At 70.2% G+C, this 2580-nt stretch carries 1 protein-coding gene; it reads left to right on the forward strand.

Annotated elements, in window-relative coordinates:
* The first annotated feature begins 320 nt into the window (after positions 1-320).
* Positions 321-2462, forward strand: a complete 2142-nt coding sequence (locus ACLQ26_RS32995) for a BTAD domain-containing putative transcriptional regulator (RefSeq protein ID WP_425748271.1) — start codon at positions 321-323, stop codon at positions 2460-2462.
* The last annotated feature ends 118 nt before the right edge of the window (positions 2463-2580 follow it).

Genomic DNA, 2580 nt, shown 5'->3' on the forward strand with positions numbered 1-2580 from the left:
CTCCACCGGCAGCCCGGACACCGTCGTGAGCACGACCACTCACTGCCTACATGCCGTGGAGCATGGCGAGGTGGCCCGGACTGCTCGCGCGGCCGCTGGTTCCTGGACAAACGCAAGGCCGGCGTCGAGATAGGAGAAGGCAACGCTCCCGCCGGTGCCCGGCACCGCGCTCAACGTCGACGCGCGAATACCCGATCAGGGCCGGTCGAGTACCGGAGCGTCGCACCGTATGTGTGGGCGGTAGGCACTCGGAGCCTCCCGACCCCGTGAAGCGGTGCGCCGGCATGTCGCACGGCAGCTTCCACTCGGAGGAGGCAGGTATGGTCTCGGCCCAGGGCATGGCACCGCTATTGCGGGGTGACTCCGCGGTAGCCGACGACCTGCCCAGCGGTGACTTCGCCGGACTCCTGCGACAGCACCGTCGTGCCGCAGGCATGACGCAGCGAGAGCTCGCCGCGCGGGCCGGCCTCAGCGCGGCTACCGTGCGCGACCTTGAGCAACGTCGCACGAGAGTGCCACTCGCGCGTTCGGCCGAAGCACTCGCCATGGCGCTGCGGCTCGGACCGCCGGAGGTGCACGCACTTCGGAGGGCCACCACGCTGGCGGTCAAGCGGGCGGCAGCGATCACCCAGCCGCGGGCGGCTCTCGCCGGCGACCGGCCGGCGATCTTCGCGTTGGGTCCGCTCACCATCGGCAGACACGAGGCGCAGGTCGACGTCGGCGGCCACGGCATGCGAACAGTCCTGGGCCGGCTCATCCTCAGCCCGGGCCGTGCGGTGCCGCGAGATGAGCTTTTCGATCTTCTGTGGCCGGCCGGAGCGCCGGAGTCAGCGATCAACCTGGTCCAGACGTACGTGTCGCGTTTGCGGCGGCTGTTAGAGCCGGGCCGCTCACCGCGGGCCCGCACCAGCGCGGTGGAGCTCGTACCGGGCGGCTATCGGTTGCAGATTGATGCAGGACGGCTCGACGTGTTGACGTTCCGCGGTCTTGTCCTGCAGGCGCGGGACACACGTGCCGAGCGGCCCGCACAGGCGGGTAGGCTGCTCGACCGGGCGCTGGCGATGTGGCGAGGCGACCCATTTGACGACCTGGACACCTTGCGCGAGCATCCCTTAGCGGTGGCGTTGCGAGAAGAACGCCTCGCCGCGAGTCTGCTCCGCGCCGAGTTGGCTGACACCCCTGAGCAGCACGCGGCGGTGGTGGTCCTGTTGCGGCCCCTCGCCGACCGCCACCCTCTGCACGAGCCGGTCCATGCCAGTCTGATGCTCGCGCTGGCCGGGACCGGGCGGCAGGCGGATGCGCTCAGCGTCTTCGACGAGGTTCGGCGGCGCTTGGCCGAACAGCTCGGCGTCGATCCGGGGACTGCGCTCACCGAGGGTCGACAACTGGTACTGCGCCAGCAGTGGCGATCGTCATCATCGAAGCACCGCACAGTGGTCCGGCGCCGACCGGTGCCGTACCAGGTGCCGTCGGCGCCGTCGGATTTCACCGGCCGGACCGAGCACCTGACACGTTTGCGCGAGATGCTGGGCGGCGGCGCGCATGGCGGCAGCATGGTGTGCACGGTGTCTGGTGTTGCCGGCACGGGAAAGACGGCCCTCCTCGGCGCCGTAGCCGCCGAGCTGCGCGACACCTATGAGGACGGACAGCTGTACGTGGACCTGCAGGGTTCCGGTCCGCGTCCCTTACCGCCGCTCGACGCGCTCGGCTTCATGCTCCGCGCGTTGAATGTGCAGGCCGAGACGCTGGGGCCGCAGGAGGCCGCCGGGCTACTTCGCAGTGCCCTCGCCGGGCGCAGAGTGCTCGTGGTACTCGACGACGTTCGTGACGCTGCTCAGATCCGGTCGCTGTTGCCCGGCCCGGGCCGCAGTGCGGTCCTCGTCGCCAGCCGACACCGCCTGGCGGACCTCGAAGGCGCGCGTCCAGTGCGTCTCGGCCCGCTGTCCCAGTCGGAGGCGGTCGAGTTGCTCACCAAGGTGGCGTGCAGGGCCTCTGCGACACACGCACAGATCCACGAGCTCGTTCATGTCGTGGTGGACGCCTGCGAGCGGTTACCTCTGGCGATCCGCATCGCCGGAATCCGGCTCGGTGATCAGCCGTCCTACGCGCGACAGCTCGCCGACGAGAAGCACCGCCTCGATCACCTGTGCCTCGGTGATCTGAACGTGCGGGCCGCGTTCGAGCGCAGCTACCTTCAGCTCACGCCTACGGTCGCCCGGGCGTTTCGGCTGGCGGCGCTGGCACCCGGAGCCGACTTCGGGCTCGCCGGTGCGGCAGTGCTGCTCGGTGACGATGGCTGGGCAGTCCAGCGGCTGCTCGAGCACCTGGTAGAGCGGAATCTACTCGAACGATCCGACGCCGGGCGGTACCGCTATCACGGCCTTCTGCGCCTGTACGCCGCGGAACTCGCGCGGGCCGAGGCGGAGCGCGCCGAGACGGTGGCCCGAATGTCGTGGGTGTAGCCGCAGCTGACCGTCGCGGCCGTCGCCGTGCGGTGGTCGGCACGGGTTCGTTCGCCGTTACGCCGACAGACCGGAGGCATCCGCGCACGAACCACGAGGTGTCCGGGCTGCCGGTGGA

The organism is Micromonospora sp. DT43, assembly GCF_049841645.1.
Classification (GTDB): Bacteria; Actinomycetota; Actinomycetes; order Mycobacteriales; family Micromonosporaceae; genus Micromonospora.

Excerpts from the sequence above, each read along its gene's own strand:
- ACLQ26_RS32995 (WP_425748271.1), top strand. The coding sequence starts at position 321 with ATGGTCTCGGCCCAGGGCATGGCACCGCTATTGCGGGGTGACTCCGCG.